This is a genomic window from Xanthomonas sp. LF06-19 (assembly GCF_034105425.1).
In the GTDB taxonomy this organism is placed as follows: Bacteria; Pseudomonadota; Gammaproteobacteria; order Xanthomonadales; family Xanthomonadaceae; genus Xanthomonas_A; species Xanthomonas_A sontii.
On sequence record NZ_JAXGGH010000015.1, the window covers coordinates 25,932 to 43,721 of the forward strand.

At 68.7% G+C, this 17,790-nt stretch carries 14 protein-coding genes; 1 reads left to right on the forward strand and 13 read right to left on the reverse strand.

The window, feature by feature from the left end; translation table 11 throughout:
• Positions 1 to 120 precede the first annotated feature (120 nt).
• From SLW55_RS20180 to SLW55_RS20215, 8 genes are all read right to left on the reverse strand, one after another.
• Positions 121 to 1,437 carry a flagellar hook-length control protein FliK gene (locus tag SLW55_RS20180; protein ID WP_320745622.1) on the reverse strand — a complete coding sequence of 439 codons (1,317 nt, stop codon included), beginning with the start codon at positions 1,435 to 1,437 and terminating at the stop codon, positions 121 to 123.
• Positions 1,434 to 1,895 carry a flagellar export protein FliJ gene (gene fliJ, locus SLW55_RS20185; protein ID WP_010341649.1) on the reverse strand — a complete coding sequence of 154 codons (462 nt, stop codon included), beginning with the start codon at positions 1,893 to 1,895 and terminating at the stop codon, positions 1,434 to 1,436. The genes SLW55_RS20180 and fliJ overlap by 4 nt, the downstream gene beginning before the upstream one ends.
• 3 nt (positions 1,896 to 1,898) lie before the next feature.
• On the reverse strand, positions 1,899 to 3,275 hold the full coding sequence (gene fliI / locus SLW55_RS20190; protein WP_017908679.1) for a flagellar protein export ATPase FliI: 1,377 nt from the start codon (positions 3,273 to 3,275) through the stop codon (positions 1,899 to 1,901).
• A complete protein-coding gene (locus SLW55_RS20195; RefSeq protein ID WP_017908680.1) occupies positions 3,272 to 3,895 on the reverse strand; it encodes a FliH/SctL family protein in 624 nt (207 codons plus the stop codon). The genes fliI and SLW55_RS20195 overlap by 4 nt, the downstream gene beginning before the upstream one ends.
• The gene (fliG, locus tag SLW55_RS20200; RefSeq protein WP_017912588.1) at positions 3,892 to 4,881 is read right to left on the reverse strand and encodes a flagellar motor switch protein FliG; all 990 of its coding nucleotides are present in this window, start codon (positions 4,879 to 4,881) and stop codon (positions 3,892 to 3,894) included. The genes SLW55_RS20195 and fliG overlap by 4 nt, the downstream gene beginning before the upstream one ends.
• A 10-nt stretch (positions 4,882 to 4,891) precedes the next feature.
• Positions 4,892 to 6,613, reverse strand: a complete 1,722-nt coding sequence (gene fliF, locus SLW55_RS20205) for a flagellar basal-body MS-ring/collar protein FliF (RefSeq protein WP_043091960.1) — start codon at positions 6,611 to 6,613, stop codon at positions 4,892 to 4,894.
• Positions 6,614 to 6,625: 12 nt separating this feature from the next.
• Complete coding sequence (gene fliE, locus SLW55_RS20210; RefSeq protein ID WP_010341655.1) at positions 6,626 to 6,988, reverse strand: flagellar hook-basal body complex protein FliE; 363 nt, start codon at positions 6,986 to 6,988, stop codon at positions 6,626 to 6,628.
• 256 nt (positions 6,989 to 7,244) lie between these two features.
• A complete protein-coding gene (locus tag SLW55_RS20215) occupies positions 7,245 to 10,769 on the reverse strand; it encodes a glycosyltransferase (protein WP_320745623.1) in 3,525 nt (1,174 codons plus the stop codon).
• A 727-nt stretch (positions 10,770 to 11,496) separates the two neighbouring features.
• Here SLW55_RS20215 and SLW55_RS20220 point away from each other — a divergent pair.
• Positions 11,497 to 12,456 carry a hypothetical protein gene (locus tag SLW55_RS20220; RefSeq protein ID WP_295927308.1) on the forward strand — a complete coding sequence of 320 codons (960 nt, stop codon included), beginning with the start codon at positions 11,497 to 11,499 and terminating at the stop codon, positions 12,454 to 12,456.
• Between the two features lie 715 nt (positions 12,457 to 13,171).
• On the opposite strand, the gene SLW55_RS20225 is transcribed toward SLW55_RS20220, so the two are convergent.
• The 5 genes from SLW55_RS20225 to SLW55_RS20245 form a co-directional block, all read right to left on the reverse strand.
• Positions 13,172 to 14,305 (reverse strand): FkbM family methyltransferase, encoded by a 1,134-nt coding sequence (locus SLW55_RS20225; RefSeq protein WP_295963696.1) that lies wholly within the window; start codon positions 14,303 to 14,305, stop codon positions 13,172 to 13,174.
• A 294-nt stretch (positions 14,306 to 14,599) separates the two neighbouring features.
• Positions 14,600 to 15,217 (reverse strand): acetyltransferase, encoded by a 618-nt coding sequence (locus SLW55_RS20230; RefSeq protein WP_295963694.1) that lies wholly within the window; start codon positions 15,215 to 15,217, stop codon positions 14,600 to 14,602.
• Complete coding sequence (locus SLW55_RS20235; RefSeq protein WP_295963691.1) at positions 15,214 to 16,353, reverse strand: aromatic ring-hydroxylating dioxygenase subunit alpha; 1,140 nt, start codon at positions 16,351 to 16,353, stop codon at positions 15,214 to 15,216. The genes SLW55_RS20230 and SLW55_RS20235 overlap by 4 nt, the downstream gene beginning before the upstream one ends.
• Positions 16,354 to 16,378: 25 nt before the next feature.
• Positions 16,379 to 17,026: a NeuD/PglB/VioB family sugar acetyltransferase gene (locus SLW55_RS20240; protein ID WP_295963687.1), complete on the reverse strand. Its 648-nt coding sequence runs from the start codon at positions 17,024 to 17,026 to the stop codon at positions 16,379 to 16,381.
• Entirely contained in the window at positions 17,023 to 17,784 is a 762-nt protein-coding gene (locus SLW55_RS20245) for an SDR family oxidoreductase (RefSeq protein ID WP_320745624.1), read from the reverse strand. Before SLW55_RS20245 ends, SLW55_RS20240 begins: the two co-directional genes overlap by 4 nt.
• Positions 17,785 to 17,790 lie beyond the last annotated feature (6 nt).

Consider the following 17,790-nt stretch of genomic DNA (forward strand, 5'->3'; position numbering starts at 1 on the left):
AGGGGATCGGGCCCAGCGGAGGGGCCTCAACCCCGCCGTATCCTTCCGACGAAAGTCGAGGCCGAGACCCGTTCCACTCCCTCGATCGCCGTGAAGGGGCGCCTGGCGCGCCCCGGATCGTCAGGCGTAGGCGTCGAGCAGACCGCGCTGGCGCAACACCACTGCCGGAATCCCGACGCTGCCGGACAGGTCGTCGGCGAGCTCGCCGCCGCTGCGGCCGCCGCCCTGCGGCGTGCCCTGCGCATTGGCCTGCTGTTGCTGCGGCTGCTGCTGGCCGACGTCGGCCTGGCCGAGCTGGAAGCCGTGCTGGCCGAGCATGTCGCGCAGGCGCGGCAGGCTGTTCTCGAGGGCCTGGCGCACGTCGGCCTGGTTGCTGCTGAAGCTGGCGTTGACCTGGTCGCCGGCCATGTGCAGGCGCACTTCGACCGGGCCGAGCTCGGCCGGATTGAGCTTGATGTGGGCGTGGCCGATCTTCTGGTCGGCCAGCCAGCTGATGCGCGCGCCCAGTTCCTCGTCGAACTGGTTGCCGTGCAGGTTCGGGGTCGGCGTGGGCGAGCCGGTGAACGGCTGCGGATCGGCCAGGCGCGCCGTGGCGTGCAGCGGGGCCGCCGCCGCGGTCGGCACGATCGCGCTGGGGTCGGTGGCGGGCGCGGCGTCGCCGCTCTCGCCACTCTTGCCGCCGGACGCGGCGGCGATGGCGGCCAGCGCCGCCAACGGCGCCGCGGTGTCGGCGCCGCCGGCCTTGTCGGCGGACCCGGCCTGCGCCAACAGCATCGCGCCGAAGCCGCCGGCCGCGGAGGCGGGGGCGGTGCCGGCCGTCGCGGCAGTGCCGGCGGTGGCGGCAGTCGGATCGGTGGCGCCGGCCGCGGTCTGGGCCGCGGCGTCGCCGCCGAGCAGGGCGCCCACGCCGTTGGCCACGGCGCCGGCGACGCCGACCGCCAGCCCGGCCGCTGCGCCCAGCGGGGTCGCGGTGGCCGCCGGCAGCACCGCCGCGCCGATCGCCGGCAGCAGGCCCAGGCCGATGCCGGCCAGCCCGGCCGGCGGCCAGGCGCTGTCGTCGGGCTTGGCGTCCTCGTGCTTGTCTTCGGTCTTGGCCTTGCCCTTGTCGCTGCCCGAGGCCTTGGTCTCGGTGCTGCTCTTCTCGGCGTCCTGGGCGACCTTGTCGCCGGCCTGCGCGGTGCGCGCGGGGTCGCTGGCGGTGTCGTCCGCGGCGGCCGGACGCTTGTCCGCCTGGTCCTTGCCGGCGTTCTGCGCCGGCTTGGGCGTCTCGCGGGCGGCGGGCTTGGGCGCGGTGGTACGCGCCGAGCCGCCGCCGCCGAGCAGCTTGGCGAAGTCCTTGTCCTTGCCGCCGGCGCGGTCGGTGCCCTGCGTGTCGTTGCCGCCGCCGATCTGGCTGGCGCGGCCACTGCCGCCCAGCGCGGAAAGCGCGTTGTTCATCGTCCGTCTCCGTCATCGTGTTCGTCGGCGGTGGCCGCCAGGCGCGCGCGGCGCGCGCCCAGGTCGTCCATCTCGCGCTGGCTGCGGCGGTCGTCGACCTTGCGTTCCTGCGCGCGGTAGCTGGCCGCGAGCTGTTCCAGCACCTGCTTGTCGCGGCTGGCCAGCAGCAGCCGGCTGCGCTCCATCTCCACCTTTTCGCGGTTGCGGTCCACGGTCTGGCACTGCTGCTGCACCGCGCTCTCCAGCCGGTCCAGGAAGGCGCGGCGGTTGGCCAGTTGCGCCAGGCTGGTCGCGGCCATCTGGCTGTTGGCGTACTCCTCGGCGTAGCGGCGCAGTTCCTCCAGCCGCGACTCGTGGGTGGCCAGGGCGCGCTGGCGCTCGGCGAGATCGCGCGCGACCTCGTCTTCGTGCTGCTGGGCGCGGCGGAGCAGGGGATCGAGACGTTGCGATTGCATCATGGCTTAGTTCTCGCGGTCGACCAGGCGCTTGAGGGCGGCCTGGCTGTGGGGCAGATCTGCGGCTTTGGCGACGTCCTGTCCGAGGAATTCCATGATCTCCGGCCAGCGCTCCAGCGCTTCGTCCACGGCCGGATCGTTGCCGCGCTGGTAGGCGCCGATGGTGATCAGGTCGCGGTTGGCCGAGTACGCGGCCACCAGCCGCTTCAGCGAGCGGATGCGCATCCGCCACGGCTCGTCGGCGATGTCCTGGACCACGCGGCTGACCGAGGACTCGACGTCGATGGCCGGGTACAGGCCGCTGTCGGCGACGCGCCGCGACAGCAGGATGTGGCCGTCGAGGATGGCGCGCGCGGCATCGGCGATCGGGTCCTGCGGATCGTCGCCTTCGGTGAGCACGGTGTAGAAGGCGGTGATCGAGCCGCGGCCCTTGGCGCCGTTGCCGGCGCGCTCGACCAGCGCCGGCAGCTTGGCGAACACCGACGGCGGATAGCCGCGGGTGGTCGGCGGCTCGCCCACCGACAGGCCGATCTCGCGCTGGGCCTGGGCGAAGCGGGTCAGCGAGTCCATCAGCAGCAGCACGTTCAGGCCCTGGTCGCGGAACCACTCGGCGATGGCGGTGGCGCGGTAAGCGCCGTGCAGGCGCGCCAGCGGCGGGCGGTCGGCGGGGGCGGCGACCACCACGGCGCGGCGCAGGCCTTCCTCGCCCAGGGTGGTCTCGACGAAATCGCGCACTTCGCGGCCGCGTTCGCCGATCAGCCCGACCACGATCACGTCGGCGGCGGTGTAGCGGGTCATCATGCCCAGCAGGGTGGACTTGCCGACGCCGGAGCCGGCGAACAGGCCCACGCGCTGGCCGCGGCCGATCGGCAGCAGTGCGTTGATCGCGCGCACACCCACGTCCAGCGGGGTGGTGATCGGTTCGCGCGCCAGCGGGTTGATCGACACGCCGGCCATGCCCACCGAGCCTTCGGCGCGGATCGGGCCCTTGCCGTCCAGCGGCACGCCGTCCGAGTCGATCACCCGGCCGAGCAGGCCTTCGCCCACTTCGACGCCGCCGCGGCGGTGCAGCGGCACCACCCGCGCGTTGGGCAGCAGGCCGTGGGTTTCGGCGCTGGGCATCAGCGAGGTGCGGTCGCCGGAGAAGCCGACCACTTCCGCGTCGACCCAGCCGCCGTCGACCTCGACCTTGCAGGTGGCGCCCATCGGCGCCTCGCAACCGACCGCTTCCAGGGTCAGGCCGACCGCGCGGCGCAGGATGCCTTCGCGGATCAGGCCGCGGCCGGCGGCCACGTCCAGATCGAGCTTGCCGAGGCGGCCGGCCAGGCGCAGGTTGCGCGCATCCAGCCAGTCGGCGGGGTGGGTGCCGGACAGCGCGCTCACAGGCCCGCTCCGGACTTGCGCATCACCGTTTCCAGGGCCGCGCGCAGGCGCGCCTCCAGGGTGCCGTCGATGCGCACCGATTCGGCGTGCACGCGCAGGTCGCCGCGGCTCAGGCTCAGGTCCGGCACCAGCCGGATGCCCTGATCCATCAGCGTCAGCAGCGGGGTCAGCGCGGCGATGTCGTCCGGGTGCAGGCGCACCTCGACATCGCGGCGCGCGCCGCCGACCGCGTCCAGCGCCTCGGCGACCAGTTCCGACAGCAGCACCGGGTCGGCCTGGTAGGCGCGGCCGACCAGGCTGCCGGCGATGCGCACGGCCAGCTCGCCGAGCGCGCCGACCACCTCGTTCTCCAGCCGCGCCAGCGGCCGCGAGAAGTTGTCCAGGATGCCTTCGATCTGTGCGGTCAGGCGGCGGATCTCGGCCTGGCCCTGGGCCAGGCCCTCGGCGTGGCCGCGTTCGAAGCCTTCGTGCTGGGCCGCGGCCTCGATCGCCTGGATCTCCTCCAGGCTCGGCGGACGCAGCACCGGCTCGTCCGGCAGCGCGTCTTCGTAGGGCAGCGCCGCCAGCGCGGACGGGGCATCGAGTTCCGGCGCCAGCCAGCGCACCACGTTGCCGTTCATACCATGGCCTCCGCACCGCTACCGCCCAGGCTGATCACGCCTTCGTCGGCCAGGCGCCGCACGATCGCCAGGATCTCCTTCTGCGCGGCTTCCACGTCGGACAGGCGCACCGGGCCGCGCGCTTCCATGTCTTCCAGCAGGATCTCGGCGGCGCGCTGGGACATGTTCTTGGTGATCTTGTCGCGCACCTTGATGTCGGCGCCGCGCAGGGCCAGGCCGAGACGGTCGCCGCTGACTTCGCGCAGCATGGTCTGCAGGCCGCGGTCGTCCAGCTCCACCAGGTTGTCGAACACGAACATCAGGTCCTGGATGCGGCTGCCCAGGTCGGCGTCGATCTTGCTGATCGCCGACAGCACGCCCTGGTCCGAGCCGCTGTCCAGGAAGTTGAGGATGTTGGCCGCGACCTTGACCCCGCCCACGTTGGACGACTTCAGGTTCTGGTTGCCGGAGAACTGCCGCTCCATGATCTCGTTGAGCTCGTTGAGCGCGTGCGGCGGGATGCCGTCGAGGGTGGCGATGCGCATCAGCACGTCGGCGCGGGTGCGCTCGGGCAGCAGCTTCAGCGCCTCGGCGGCCTGGTCGCTGTCCAGGTGCGCCATCACGATGGCGATGATCTGCGGATGCTCGTTGCGCACCAGGTCGGCGATGGAGCGCGGGTCCATCCACTTCAGGGTGTCCAGGCCGGTGGTGTTGCGGCCCAGCAGGATGCGGTCGATCAGGCTGCCGGCCTTGTCGGCGCCCAGCGCCTGCACCAGCACGTTGCGGATGTAGTCGTCGGCGCCCACGCCCAGCGAGGTCTTGCTGCCCAGCTCGGCATTGAACTCTTCCATGACCTTCTCGACCTGGTCGCGCGAGATGCCGCTCAGCGTCGCCATGGCGATGCCGATCTTCTGCACCTCCTTGGGGTCCATGTGCTTGAGCACCTCGGCCGCGTCGGCCTCGCCGAGCGACAGCAGCAGCACGGCGGCGCGCTGGGTGCCATTCATTGCATTCGCATCAGGCTTCACTGGCGACCCATCCCTTCACGACCTGCGCCACGCGCTTGGAATCCTGTTTGACCGCTTCGCGGGCCTGACGCAACCGCTCCTCGTAGGCGTCGGGCAGGGCGATGGCGGGGTTGCCGCCAGCGCCGCCGCTGAGGCTGGCGGTGTCCTCGCCCAGCGACGGCAGCAGCGGGTTGTCGTCGTCGAGCATCGACAGCTTGGCGTCGCGCGGCTCGTTGCCGTCGCGGTCGTGGCCCACCGACGCGGCCGGCGCGGGACCGGCGATCTGGCGCAGCGCCGGGCGCAGCACGCCGAACAGCAGCGCCAGCACCACCGCCGCACCCAGCACCAGGCGCGCGACGTTCATCACCCGCGGATCTTCCCACCAACCGGGCTTGTCGGCCGCTTCCGGGGCCTGGCGGACGAACGGGGCGTTCATCACCGAGACGGTGTCGCCGCGTTCGGCGTTGAAGCCCACCGCCTGCTTGACCAGGCCTTCGATGCGGGTCAGCTCGGCGGCGCTGAGCGCCTGCTCGGTCATCTTGCCCTTGGCGCCCGGCCGCATCACGTGGTCCACCAGCACCGCCACCGAGACGCGCTTGATGCGCCCGGCCGGCTGCCGGGTGTGCTGCAGGGTGCGGTCCAACTCGTAGTTGCGGGTGGCGCTCTTGGAGCTTTCGGTCGGGGTCGCGGCGGCGGCCTGCTGGGTGCCGGCGGTGCCCGCGGCGGGCGGGGCGCCGGTGGCGCCCGGCTGGCCCGGCGCGCTGCCCGGCGAGTTGCTGGTCGCGCCGGGCGCGCCCTGCGGACCGCTGGTGCTGGTGCTGCTGTCGCTGACCTGCTCGCTGCGCAGCTTCGGCGGGTCGCCGTTGTACAGCTCGCGCGCTTCCTCGACCACCGAGAAGTCCATGTCCACGTTCACTTCCGGGTTGACCCGGCCCGGGCCGGTCATCGGCTCCAGCAGTTCGCGGATGCGCTGGTTGTAGGCGCTTTCCTGGCGGCGCACCTGATCGAACTGGGCGGCGTTGAGCGCGGCATCGCTGTTGGGGTCGGCGATGGTCAGCATGCGTCCGCTCTGGTCGACCACGGTGACGCGGTCCGGCGCCAGGTCGGGGATGCTGGAGGCGACCATGTTGACGATCGCATCGACCTGGTTGCGTTCCAGGGTGGTGCCGCCGCGCAGTTCCAGCACCACGGAAGCGCTGGCGGCCTCGCGCTGGCGGGTGAACGCGCTCGGCTTGGGGATGGCCAGATGCACCCGCGCCTCGCGCACCGGGCGCAGGCTGGCGATGGTGCGCGCCAGTTCGGTTTCCAGGGCGTGCTGGTAGCGCGCGTTCTCCACGAACTGGCTGACCCCGAAGCCGGGATCCTTTTCCATCACTTCGAAGCCCATGTTGCCGTTGTCGGTCAGGCCGGCGCCGGCCAGCTTCAGCCGCGCGTCGTACAGCTTGTCCTCCGGCACGGTGATCGCGCCGGTGGCCTGGTCGAGCTTGAACGGGATCTGCGCGGTGCGCAGCAGGTCGGTGGCCTCGGCCGTGCCCTTCTCGTCCAGGCCGGTGTACAGGGGAGTGTAGGCCGGCTTCTGCGACCAGAAGAACACGAACAGGCCGGCGGCCACGGCCACCGCGATCATCGCCATCAGGCCGATGCGCCGGGTGAGTTGCAGGCTCTGCAGGCGGTCGAACCAGGCCCCGGCCTTTTCGCTGTTGAATGTGTCTTTGCTGATCGCAAGCGCCATCGTCTTCTACCCTTACAGCGGCATGTTCATCACGTCCTGGTACGCCTGGACGAGTCGGTTGCGGACTTCCACGGTAGCGCGAAACGCCACCTGGGACTGTTGCGCGGCCAGCATCACCTTGGCCAGGTCGGCGCTGGGGTCGCCCAGTTCGAAGGCCTTGGCGAGGTCGCCGGACTTCTGCTGGGCCTCGTTCACGCCGCCGATCGCGTTGCGCAGGGTCTCGGTGAAGCTCGGGCCCTGCACGCCCTGGCTGCCGCCCAGGCCTTCGATCGCATTGCTGCGGCCGACATCGCCCACCCGCGTCTGCGCCGCCTGGCCGACCTGGCCCTGGTAGCTGCGGATCTGCGAAAGGATGGAGCTGATGGAGTCGCTCATACGGTGAAGTCCCTGCCGGGAGACGGCTTGCCCGTATGCAATGCAAGCGGTGTGCCGAAACGGCACTCACGTGTCGCGCAGCCTCCGGACAGGCATGCGCGGGCAAGGCCGGCACCCGGTGACGGGTTCCTGGCGCCGGCGGCACGGCCGGCACGGACCGCGCGCCGGCAAGGTGTCGGCAGGTTGACGCCGTGCGCCGCGTCACGGTCGGACGCGGGTGCCGCGCGGCGGCCTCATGGTGGACGAGGGGGCCGACTCAGTCCGGCAGCCAGGCCGCCCGCCACTCCTGCAGATTGGCGCCGTGCAGCAACCAGTCGCGCTGCACCGTCGCGCGCAGGGCCATGCCGGCGGCGGTGCGTGCGTCGGCGTCGGCCAGGTGCGCGCGGATCGCATTGACCCAGTCGCGAAAGCGATTCTTGACCAGGGTGACCGGCAGCGCGCCATCGCGGTAGGGCGGCAGGTCGCTGGCCACCACCGGATAGCCGCAGGCGCCGTACTCGAGCAGGCGCAGGTTGCTCTTGCAGCGATTGAACAGGTTGTCTTCCAGCGGCGCCAGCGCCAGGTCCAGGCCCAGCGCGGCCAGCGCCTGCGGATAGCGAGCGAAGTCCACGCCCGCGTGCACCTCGTGCACGTGCCGGCGCAGCCGCTCCGGGCACAGGCCCATGAACACCCAGTGCACCTCGCCGGCCAGCGCCTGCACCACGTCGGCGATCAGTTCCAGGTCGCCGGTGTGGCTAAGCCCGCCGGCCCAGCCGACCCGCGGCTTGGCCGAGGCGGATGCCGCCGGCGGCGCCAGCGCGCCCCACAGTTGCGGCTCCAGCCGGTTGCGCACCACGCGGATGTCGCCGTGCAGGCCGGCCAGCGCCTCGGCCAGGTCCGGCGTGGAGACGGTGACCCGGTCCACCAGCGTGGCGGCGCGCCGCAGCGAGCGCAGCACGTCCTTGGGCATGTGCTCGCGATGCGCGCTCTTCAACGGCAGGTTCGGCAGGTAGTCGTCCAGCTCGTAGACCATGAAGGCAGGGCCGAACCGGCGCATGCGCTCCATCCGCGCCAATTCCGCATCGCCGACCCGGCGCTGCAGCACCACCACGTCGGCGCCGATGCGCTGCAGCTCCACCGGATCGAGCAGGCGCGCGTAGTACAGGCCGTCGATCTGCGCGGCCGCGGCCAGCGCCTGGAATGGCTGGATCACCCGGTACTGGCCGCTGCCGAAGGTGTCGCCGGGATGGGCCAGCACCCGCGGCAGCGGTTTCCAGGCCAGCGGCTGCCAAGAGAATTCGGACTCGGTCAACTGGAAACCGCCGGGCTGGTCCAGGCCCAGGCTCGGCGAATACGCCGGATCCTGCGCCAGCGCCGGCAGCCAGCGCTGCAGCAGCGCCTCGTCGGCCACCTCGCTGCGCGTGGCCGAGGCTGGTTGCAGCAGCAGCGCCTGCGGCGTCCACACGGTCCAGGCGCCCGTCGCCGCGGCGCGCAGGCACAGGTCCACGTCGGCGCCGCCGGCGGCGAAGCCGGCCGCGTCGAAGCCGCACAGGTGTTCGAACAGCGCCCGCCGCACCAGCAGGCAATGCGCCGACACCGCGCTGTAGCGGTGTGCCACCTGCAGCCGGCCCATGTAGCCCGGCTGCGCCATCGCCTCGCCGGCGAAGGCGTGGCCGGCGCCGGCCAGCAGGCCCGGCAGCAGGCCGGCATGGGTGATGCGGCCGTCGGCGGACACGCCCTTGGCGCCGACGATGCCGACTTCGGGCCGCTGCGCGTGGTTCATCAGCGCGTGCAGCCAGCCGTCCTGCACCGCGGCGCTGTCGGCGTCCAGGAACAAGAGGTACTCGCCTTGCGCCTGGGTGGCGGCGAGGTTGTGCGCCTCGGCCTGGCAGACCCGCTGTTCCAGCGCGAACACGCGGATGCGGCCGTTGCCCAGCTCGGCCACGGCCTGCATCCACGCGGTGATCTCCGGGGCGTGGCTGGCGTTGTCCACCAGCAGCAGTTCGTAGGCGGGGTAGGCGGTCTGTTCGAGCAGGCTGACCACCGCGCGCTGCAGCGCCGGCAGATTGTCCTGTGCCAGCAGCACGATCGAGACCGGTGGCTGCGCGGGGTGGCCGTAGTCGATGCGGAACAGGCCGCCCGGCAACGGCTCGATCGTGGCCTGCGGATAGCCGCGGGCCTGCAGGTGCGCGGCGATCGCGCGCTGGCGCGCCGGACCGCCGGCCTCGGCGCTGGCCGGCGTGGCGACCAGCAGCGGCTCGGGCAGGTGTGCGATGCCGTCGCCGCCGTCGCGCAGGAACAGGCGCAGAATCAGGTCCAGTTCGCTGGCGCCGTCGTGGGCCGGGTCGAAACCGCCCAGCGCCTGCACCGCCGTGCAGCGGAACACCCAGTGCCCGGCCGTGGCCAGCGGGTTGCCCAGCAGCAGGTCCAGGTCCGGGTCGGGCCGCAGCAGCGGCGCCAGGGTGTCCGCGTCCACAGCCAGCCATTCGTCCGCATACAGTGCGTTGCACTGCGGTTGCTGTGCCAGTTCCAGCAGCAGCCGCAGCAGGCCGCCGGCGTAGAACCGGGTGCCCGCGACCACGCGCAGGCAGCAGTCGCTGCCCGGCGAGGCATCCAGTGCGGCGGACAGCGCCGCCGCATCGGCCGCGGCCGGCAGCGGTGGCAGGATCCGGACCCGCGGGTCGGGCCACGCGGGGAGGGAGGCATCGCCCAGCACCAGCGCCTGCACCTGCGCGAACGGCGTGCCCTCCAGCAGCAGGCTGTCCAGCGTGGCGTCCAGCGCGGCACGGTCTGCGCCGCGTGCGTCGACCAGCACGGCGAGCCGCGGCGCGCCGCCGAGGGCGTCCAGGCGCGCGTCGAGAAGGTCACGTTGCGCCGGCGTCACCGTCCGCTGCGCCTGCCAGTCGCGCAGCGTCGCCTGTACGCAGACCCGCGCGTAGGCGTCCTGGATCGCCTGCAGCAGGTCCACCGGCGTGCCGGGGCCGCCGCCCAGCGGCGTCACCGTGACCTGGCGGACGTCGCCATCGCCGCGGTACCAGCCCATGGCGCGCACGCCCTGGCGGAAGTTGGCATGGCCCTGGTCGCCGATGCCTGGCTGGTCGCGGCCTGCCTGGCTGTATTGCTCTTCCGATACCCGGAACCGGGTCAAGGGCTTTGCCAGCAGCGCCAGGTGGCCGCGGTGCAGCAGCTTGGCGTACAGCGCCAGGTCGCCGACCCAGTTGATGACCTTGCCGGCCAGCGTCATCAGCTCGTCGCCGATCTCCAGCAGGTCGCTGCGCCGGCACAGCACGCAGCTGGGCTCGCCGACGAAGTTGATGGTGTGGTCGGCCAGGAACGACAGCAGCTCCGGCCCGTCCAGCAGCACGTCGCCGGCGAACGGGAAGGCGGTGGCCGGGATGTCCTCCAGCGGCGCGCCGTGGCTGTCGATGCGTTGGCGGCGCGAGGACGCCAGCAGGACGTCCGGTGCACTCTGCATCGCCGCGACCAGCGCGGCGATGCAGTCCGGCGCCAGCACGTCGTCGTCGTGCAGGAACTTGACGTACTCGCCCTGGGCCAGGGCGATGCCGCGCGCGGTGCTGCCGAGTTCGCCGTAGCGCTCCGGATTGCGGTGATAGCGGATCGGGAACGGGGCCATCGCGGCGCGGCGTTCCACCACCTCGGCGATCGCCTCGGTGGGGTTGTCGTCGCAGATGACCAGTTCCAGCGCCGGATAGGTCTGGGCCAGCACGCTGTCGAGCGCCTGCTCGAAGTAGCGCAGCTTGTAGGCCGGCATGACCACGCTGACCAGGGGCGGGTGGGGCATGAACGATGGACCGTGTCGGGAGGGGGCGGGCTCGGTCGCGAGGGCGGTCGCGACCAAGTGGGGCAGTTTCCCGATCATGCAATAAGCATGCCGATAGATGTCGGCCCTGTGAAATAGGATGGGGCGGGTGCCGACCCGGTGGCGAGTGGCAGGCTGTATGCAGGATCGGTAAAAACCGGAGTTCGCTCTTCATGTTCGGTCATAACCCCATATAGACGCCGTCCAATAGCGACGTGGTTGAAGAACGTGAAGCGGTTCCTTCGAAATCTGAGATGGTTACCTTTTCTCATGTTGATAACGTGATTTCGCTTCGCCTCATGAGCTGGAATGAAATAGCTTCAATTAGCGGGCTGCCTACACTAATTCGACTCCAGAACGTCTTGTCGATGCATGCTCAATGCAGTCGCAGGATTTGATCCTGCAGGGCCGTAGAGTGTCCACACCGGATGAGGCGCGGAGTTCAGAGGTTCGCAACAAACATTCCGATGCGAGCTGCATCATGCTGTTTCTTGGGATGAATAGCCTGCATGGAAGCGCCTAATGCTTGGTGGCTGTGCTGTCTGTCTGGCCTCAACTAAGGGCCTGGATTATTGGGGGGTTATTTCGAGGTTTTTTAATTACTGAGGCTGCTTTATTTGGAAGGGCGGCTAATGCTCAAGGGTTATGTTGAACGCGGTCTGGGCTAAGGAGGTTGTCAGCAGTAGAGGCGTTGTGGTGGGTTGGTTATATGGCGTTTAATTTCCAATTAAAATCGAAGGAGTCTCTTATCATGTCGGACGTAATCTCGAGCGCCAATATCTATGTGAAAAGTGGCACGCGTGCGCAATTTGACGCTGCTGCAACGGCTGGTGAACTTGCTGCCCGCGAGCCATACTTCATCAGTGATGAAGGAAGGTTCGCAATCGGTACCAGTGCAAATAGCTACGTGACTTGCGCCATTGCATTGACTCAGAACTTGTCCTTATATGTCTCCAGTGCGGGTAGCGATTCCAATGATGGGCTAACTGCTGGGACTGCATTCCAGACGATTCAGCGCGCTGTGGATGTAGTGCGGACGCGTTACTCGCTGTGCGGCTATACGGTATTCATCAATGTCGCGGATGGGACGTATGTGGAGAATGTTTCAGTGGGCAACGTCCCAGGAGGCGTCGTTCGGTTTGTAGGTAGCACGTCGGCTATTTGGCGCAATACTTCGGGATGGATCCTGACGATGGGCGATGCCAGCAGGGTTCAGGTGTCTGGTTTCACTTTCGGCGGCGGGAGCACAGCAAACGGTGTCTTGATCGGCAATAGAGCAGCATGCAGTTTCTTGGGTGGCCACGTGTTTGCAGCGATGGCCGGTTCTCAAATCACCACGGTGACCAATGGCGTCTGCTACGTTTCAGGCAGCTACAGTATCACTGGAGGTGGCACGACGCATTACGGAGTATACGATGGTGGTCAGCTTGTTATTGGTGGTATCACCGTTACCTTGACAGGTACGCCGGCTTTTACTATTGCTTTCGCTGACATTGGCCGCGTGGGCGGCATAAATGGTGGCGACGCGACATTTGCCTTTTCCGGAGCGGCTACCGGTTTACGTTATAAGGTCTATCTTAATGGGGCTGTTTGGTTCAATGGAAAGGGTCAAAATGTTTTTCCGGGAAATGCGGCCGGAGTTTTGAACACCGGAGGTAATTATTACTGACATTCAGCACTTGCGAAGGATGTTTGGTCTCGTGGCGGCTTGCGTTTTGGATTCAGATGTTGGGCCTGTCCACGCTGTCGATACCAGGTTGAGCACGCCCTGGCGGAAATCGATGGCTTATATCGACTAGGCGATACAGCCCGGTTCCAGCACTCGTCGCGCTGGAACTTGACGTAGTCGCACTTCGCCAGGATGACACCTGCCGAATTCGCCCAATCGACTGGTTGAGTTGTTAGCGGATCGAGAGCCACACCGTAGCCGGTTTGTGCTTCAATGCGGCGGCAATTTCGCCATCGGGGTTGTCGTCGCATAGCACAGATACAATATCGGATAGGTCTAGTCGGGCACGCTTTCCAGCGTCCGCTCGAAGTAAGGAAGCTTGCGGATGGGCGTGAGCAATGACCTGTATTGGGAAGAGCATGTGCGTGGAAGTCGGCGGAAATGCGGCCGCGCCTTCCATACGAAGCAATTTCTGAGTCAGAGCGCTTAGTGCTTGCGCCTACGGAGTCCGCTGCAGTCTTCTTGCAGCGGACAGCCGTGAGCCTTTCGTAGTGTGTCGTTTTAGAATCGGTAAGCGCCGGTAGCCAATCCTGGGATAGGTGGATCAGGCGAACCGAGTGTCTTCAGCAGTTGATCGAGCACTTCGCTGTCAAGTGGAAATTGGCTGGCCCTAAAAGCATGCTGCGTATTAAAAGACTCATTGTTTCTTCCGGTTTCACTCTACATAAAGCACGCTATCGAAGTAGTACATGGCGTACTGGCGCAGGCGCAGCTTTGCATCCGGCAGGATGCGGTCCAACTCGGCAACGATGTCCACCAAATCGAGCGCATGGTGGTAGCAGGTGATTGCCATGCGCGGGCGGCAGCGTCGGATCAGATCGGCGCCGCCGCGCAGTACCTTTGGCTCGGCTCCCTCAACGTCCATCTTCAGCACGGTGACTTGCTCGACCATGTCGTCCAGCCGCAGGCAATCCACGCGAGCTGAGCCATTACCATCGAGCCGGCTGCCCATGGTGCCCTGGGCGTCGAACGCCAGGGTCCCTGCGACATCGGCCACCGCCGCGTTGTACAGGGTAGTGCGTCCGCCGTCCTCCGCCAGTCCATGCTGCAGGGCCGCAAAGTTCGCTGGATCCGGTTCGAAGGCATGGATGGCAGCATAGTGGTGGCGCGAAGCGGCGCGAAACTTCTTGACCGTGTCGCCGCGATAGGCGCCGATGTCCACATAGTGTTCGTCCGCGCCGATCCGCAGCGGATGCTCCAGCGCCGAATACACCGAGTAGTACTCCTGCTCCATCGGGCAAAGGACGTCCAGCAGCGGCCGCCGGTCGCCGTCCATGCGCATCTGCAGGATCGCGTCCAGCGTACGCTCGCTCAGTGCATCGGCGAAGCGGCCGCGCATCGCGTCGAACTGCGCGGCGTGCGCAAGCGTCTGTTCCCGCGTCACCTGTCCGCTCTGATACACCAGCGGAATGTCCAGGGCATACATCAACTGCGGCAGATCGACGCGGCGACCGCTGCCCAGGCGCTGCAGTTGGTCGAAGTGCAGCCATGCGGTCGGCATGTAGGCGCAGTTGATCGTGGGCAACCCGGCCAGGTCCGGGTCGCGCAGGAAGGTCGCTGTCGGGCGCACGTCGTCGAAGCCCGCATCGGTGATGCGGCGTTCGTGAAACACATCGTCCAGGGCGACGATGCGGATGCCAGGGACGCGCTCGGCCAACAGCGCGGCGGCGCGGGCCGCGTACAGACCGCCGAGACTGGAACTGGGGGCCAGGAAGATCGCGCCGCCGGCGCGCTTGCAGGCATCGATCAGGTCGGCTTCGCGCTGATGCGCGGCCAGGTGGTCGGTCATGGATCCACTCGAAAGGGGCACGCCATAGGAGGCGCGCGAATGCTGGAAAGACGGATACGAGGAGCATGTCGCGTAGTAACGCGATCAGGCCGCGCGGCGATTGCCGCCCGTGAGCGATCCTAGCGAAGCCCGTTGCGCCGGAAGCGTGCATGCATCCCAGCCCGGCGTGCTGTCGCACGTGGCGCCGCTTTTGGCAAAGTGAATCGGAGACGTCGGCACAGCGACGCCACTTCCGTCACTGGCGGAACGTATCGTTAAGCGGCACCGCGACTCGCGCGTTGGCGCGCGCCTGCATCAACGCAGGATGCGGGCGCCGCCAGGCATCAGCGCGTCGTAGAAGCAGCGGTCCGGCAGCATGTCCGGCACGGTGCCGGGCAGCAGCCATTCGCAGTGCCGGCCGATCTTCGCGTCGCTGCGGGTCATGCTGCCGCCGCCCAGGGTGCTGCCCTGGCCGATCTGGGTGCCGCGGCCGAGGTGGACGCCGGCATCCAGGGTGACGCAGGCGCCGACACGGACGTCCTGTTCGACGATCACCTGCCGTTCCAGCCAGCTGCCGGCGCCGATGCTGCTGCCGGCCGCGAGGTTGCAGCCCGGTCCGACGTGTACGTTGCCGAGCAGGCGCACGCCGTCGTCGACATGCGACTGCGGCCACACCAGATCGACGCTGCCGTAGCCCGCCAGGCGCACGTCGGCGAGCAGCTTGTGCCGCGACTGGTTGACTGCGCGCTCGTCCATCGCGACGAACACGTCGGTCGCGGCGGGCGCATGGCTTGCGTGCAGGGCGCCCAGGTCGAAGTTGTAGCGGTCAGGCGACTCCAGGGCGATGCCCACGTGCGCCAGGCCGCAGGCCTGTGCGGTGCGTTGCGCCTGCTCCAGCGCATGGCCCTGGCCGATCAACACCAGCGTCTTCATGCCGGTTGCTCCAGCACATTGGCGCGGTACCACAGGTGCTGGCGCACCAGCTCGGTCTCATAGTCGCCATGCATGAAGGAGCGCGAATGCGGGCCGAAACCAGCCTGCAGGCGTTCCAGCACCGCCGTGTCCTCGGCGATCACCTGGTGCTCGATGCGCATCAGCGTGCTCAACAGGGCGGTGAAATCGGTCCGCTCGCTTTTCCGCCGGGCGGTGGCGACCCACAGGTGGTAATCGGTCTCGTGCGGCGAGACCGGGTCGTATTGCTGCAGCACGAAGGAGTCGCCGCGCACGCTGTAGAAGTTCACGTTCGGATACAGGAACCAGTTGTAGAACGCCGAGTCCTCGCCGTAGCGCTCGCACAGTGGCCGATACCAGTGATCCTGCACCGCGATCTCGGCCTTGGCGGGGAAGCTCAGCGCCTGCAGCGGGACCGGCGCGCCGCCCTGCAGCAGTTGTTCCACTACCGAGGGCACCTCGGCGGAGCGCTCGACATGCGCCGAGGGCTTGGGCGCGGCGGTCATCAACGGGTTGAAGGTCTTGGGATGGATGAACGGGATATGGTTGTAATCCTTCACGTTCTCCATATTGAGCTTCCAGTTGTAGCGCACCCGGTGGCAGCTGTAGATCAGCTGAGAATCCACGTGCGATGCCGCCGCGCGCAGATCCTCCAGGAAGGCCGTCTCGAACTGCTCCTCCAGCGGCAGCGGGTGCTCGGCCAGGTTCACGAACAGCAGTTCGCCGACCTGCTGCACATGCAGCCTGGTCAGGCAGATGCCGGCCTTCTCCTCGGCAGTGAACTGGTACAGACCGGAGTTGGGCAGCCCGCGCAGCTCGCCCTCGGCGCCGAACGACCAGGCGTGGTACGGGCACACCAGCGGGCGCTTGCCGTGCGATTCGGTCTGGATCGCCGATTGCCGGTGCGGACACTGGTTGAGGAAGGCGCGGATGCCGGCCTCGGTGCGCTGCACCAGCACCGGCACCCCGGCAATCTGCCTGGCGAAGAACTGATTGCGCTCGCGCACCATCGAGGCGAAGCCGGCGAAGATCCACAGTGTGCCGAACAGGCGCTGTTGTTCCAGGCGCAGGCTGTGCGGGCTGATGTAGTGCTCGGCGTCGAGGGCGTGGCGGGTCATGCGGAACGGCGTCCTGGGTGCGGGGTCAACGGCTGAAGATGGTGCGTGCCGGATTTCCGGCGACGGTGACGTTGGGCGGCACGTCCTTGACCACCACGCTGCCGGCGCCGATCACCGCGCCGTCGCCGATCGCGATGCCGGGCAGCACAGTCGAGTGTGGGTGGATGACCACATCGTGGCCGATGCGCGCGCCGCCGCCGACGAACACGAAGTTGCCGATCTGCACATAGTCGCCAATCACCACGTCGTGGCCGACGATGGTGGTGGCGAGGATGGTGACGAACTCGCCGATGCGGCTGTCGGCGCCGATCGACACGCCGACCTCGAACAGGCTGCCGCGCCCGATCGGCGTGTCCGAGGCTTCGCGCAGGCGCGGGCGCAGCACCATGAAGTCGGCGCCGCGCGCCAGCAGCGGCTGGCTGTAGCGGCGGCGCGCGGCCGGATCGCCGAGCGCGCAGACGAACAGGTCGCCGGGCACCGGCTGGTAGGTGTCCGGGTCGCCGAGCAGCGGCCAGCGCAGGCCGGCGCCGAGCGCGCTGCGGCTGTCCAGGAAACCCTTGATGTCCCAGGCCTGGCCGTAGCCGGGATCGTCGTTGCAGGCCATCGCCGCGATGCCGCGGCCGAAGCCGCCGGCCCCGACGATCAGCACATGTTGCGGTGGCGCAGCGCTCATGCGAACTCCACGCCGCCGTCCATGCTGAAGGCCTGGCCGGTGATCTTGCTGCTGGCGTCGGAGAGGAAATACAGGCAGGCCAGGGCCACGTCCTCGGGGTCGCCGATGCCCAGCGGATAGCGCTTGCGGCTCTCCTCGAACCAGGCCTTGTCCTCGTTGATCAGGGTGGTCTCGACCAGGCCGGGGCACAGTGCGTTGGCGCGGATCTGGCGCCGCGCCAGTTCCAGCGCCAACGGCCGCAGCATGCCGATCAGCGCCGCCTTGGAGCCGGCGTAGGGGCCGACGCCGACGGTGCCGGTCAGCGCGGCGATCGAGGCGAGGAACACGATGGAGCCGCCGGGGCGCAGCGCCTGCCGCGCGAGCAGGTGGCGGGTCAGCATCGTCGGCGCCACGTAGTTGATCGTCATCACCTCGGTGAGGAAACGCTCGCTGACCAGCTTCATCGGCGACAGGCCGCGGATGCCGGCGCTGTGCACCACGCCGTCCAGCGGCCCGCTCTCGGCGGCCAGGCGCTGCACGGTGGCGGCGTCGCACAGGTCGCCGGAGAACAGGCGGTGGTCGTCGCCCGGCAAGGCGTCGAGCAGGGCCTGCAGCCGCGGCAGGTCGCGACCGGCGACGAGCAGGCGTGCGCCGGCGCAGGCGCAGGCCTTGGCGACCGCCTCGCCGATACCTTTGGAGGCGCCGGTCACCAGGATGCGCTTGCCGTGCACGCCGTACAGCGTCTGCAGCAGCGCGGCGGGCGTTTCCGCAACGGACATGGGGAT

Excerpts from the sequence above, each read along its gene's own strand:
- fliE (WP_010341655.1), bottom strand. The coding sequence starts at position 6,988 with ATGAGCGACTCCATCAGCTCCATCCTTTCGCAGATCCGCAGCTACCAG.
- SLW55_RS20245 (WP_320745624.1), bottom strand. The coding sequence starts at position 17,784 with ATGTCCGTTGCGGAAACGCCCGCCGCGCTGCTGCAGACGCTGTACGGC.
- fliJ (WP_010341649.1), bottom strand. The coding sequence starts at position 1,895 with ATGATGCAATCGCAACGTCTCGATCCCCTGCTCCGCCGCGCCCAGCAG.
- SLW55_RS20220 (WP_295927308.1), top strand. The coding sequence starts at position 11,497 with ATGGCGTTTAATTTCCAATTAAAATCGAAGGAGTCTCTTATCATGTCG.
- SLW55_RS20240 (WP_295963687.1), bottom strand. The coding sequence starts at position 17,026 with ATGAGCGCTGCGCCACCGCAACATGTGCTGATCGTCGGGGCCGGCGGC.
- fliF (WP_043091960.1), bottom strand. The coding sequence starts at position 6,613 with ATGGCGCTTGCGATCAGCAAAGACACATTCAACAGCGAAAAGGCCGGG.
- SLW55_RS20225 (WP_295963696.1), bottom strand. The coding sequence starts at position 14,305 with ATGACCGACCACCTGGCCGCGCATCAGCGCGAAGCCGACCTGATCGAT.
- SLW55_RS20230 (WP_295963694.1), bottom strand. The coding sequence starts at position 15,217 with ATGAAGACGCTGGTGTTGATCGGCCAGGGCCATGCGCTGGAGCAGGCG.
- SLW55_RS20180 (WP_320745622.1), bottom strand. The coding sequence starts at position 1,437 with ATGAACAACGCGCTTTCCGCGCTGGGCGGCAGTGGCCGCGCCAGCCAG.
- SLW55_RS20215 (WP_320745623.1), bottom strand. The coding sequence starts at position 10,769 with ATGCCCCACCCGCCCCTGGTCAGCGTGGTCATGCCGGCCTACAAGCTG.
- SLW55_RS20195 (WP_017908680.1), bottom strand. The coding sequence starts at position 3,895 with ATGAACGGCAACGTGGTGCGCTGGCTGGCGCCGGAACTCGATGCCCCG.
- SLW55_RS20235 (WP_295963691.1), bottom strand. The coding sequence starts at position 16,353 with ATGACCCGCCACGCCCTCGACGCCGAGCACTACATCAGCCCGCACAGC.
- fliG (WP_017912588.1), bottom strand. The coding sequence starts at position 4,881 with ATGAATGGCACCCAGCGCGCCGCCGTGCTGCTGCTGTCGCTCGGCGAG.